This window comes from Peribacillus sp. NPDC058002, assembly GCF_042886655.1.
GTDB lineage: Bacteria > Bacillota > Bacilli > Bacillales > DSM-1321 > Peribacillus > Peribacillus aracenensis.
In genome coordinates this window covers 1-1,171 of record NZ_JBHVQU010000530.1, presented here as the reverse complement: position 1 = coordinate 1,171, position 1,171 = coordinate 1, and the positions used below count along the sequence as shown (strand labels likewise).

The following is a 1,171-nucleotide window of genomic DNA, read 5'->3' as shown; positions in this document are numbered from 1 at the left end:
TCGCACTTGCGCTCCAATCAACCTTAAATCGTTTAGTTTTAAAAACAACAATCTTCACGAAAAGAGCCTTATTTTTTTTATACGACTTTACCAATAATGTGCTGCAATTCATCTAAATGATGGAGTGTTAGGACCTATATCCGGAAAAAGGGAAATGCATGTACCAGTATCGTGCAGAAAGCACTGAAAAACATTCCAGTCGAACCTATCCGTGTTGATGAGTTAACAGGAAAAAAGGTTTGCTCTTTTTGTGCCGGATGATTTGCCTCGTTTGATGGGAGGGTAAAACTTCAAGAATTGAAGTTGATTTCATAGATGAATACGAAGATTTAAAGAGGTTACATATGCCGATTAAACTATGAAGATTCCCTATGATATGCCGTTACATTTAATTTATCTCCACTTGTATTCCATATTTCGATGATAACTGAAATGATCACCAGCTATAATATCTGTAGATTGGTATTTAAATATGTCAGGAGATAATAAAATGAATGTTTACAAATTTACACTGTTGATTCTTTTAACGACATTTTTAATGGGGTCTTCTTTTGCGGTGGTTAAAATGGGTCTACCATATTCATCCCCATTATTATTAGCAGCATTACGCTTCACACTTGCCGGATCCATATTGGCGATGATCGTAATCTTATTAAAAAGACCGCATCCAAACACTAGAGGGGATTGGATAAAAATGCTCATTATCGGCACTTTTCAAACAGCCGGAGTCATGGGGTGCATTTTCCTGAGTTTACGCACGATTACAGCAAGTGAATCCTCCATACTTACATTCACAAACCCGTTACTTGTTGTTGTTTTCGGTACCATCTTTTCACAAACACGCTATAAGCTATATCAATGGTTTGGAGTTTCATTAGGAATAGTTGAAGTTATTATAACGATGGGAGCTCAGCTTGAATTTAAGGTTGGTATTCTTTTCGGCATTCTTTCTGCGGTTTTCTGGGCCATTTCCACTTTATTGGCAAAAAAATGGGGGGCGATTTCCGATACATGGGTATTATCTGCTTATCAGATGCTTTTTGGCGGTTTACTGCTTTTACTTGGCAGCTTTATTCTTGAAAAACCATTTTTCATAATGAATGGTCATTCGTTGTTCATTTTATTATGGTTAAGTATCATGTCATCGATCGTGCAATTCGCTGTTTGGTAT

1 protein-coding gene is annotated in these 1,171 nt (G+C 36.7%); it reads left to right on the top strand.

Going from position 1 to position 1,171, the window contains the following annotated elements:
* Positions 1-490: 490 nt before the first annotated feature.
* Positions 491-1,171: DMT family transporter (locus tag ACFVSH_RS26880; protein ID WP_387708882.1), on the top strand; the 681-nt coding region annotated here is incomplete at its 3' end.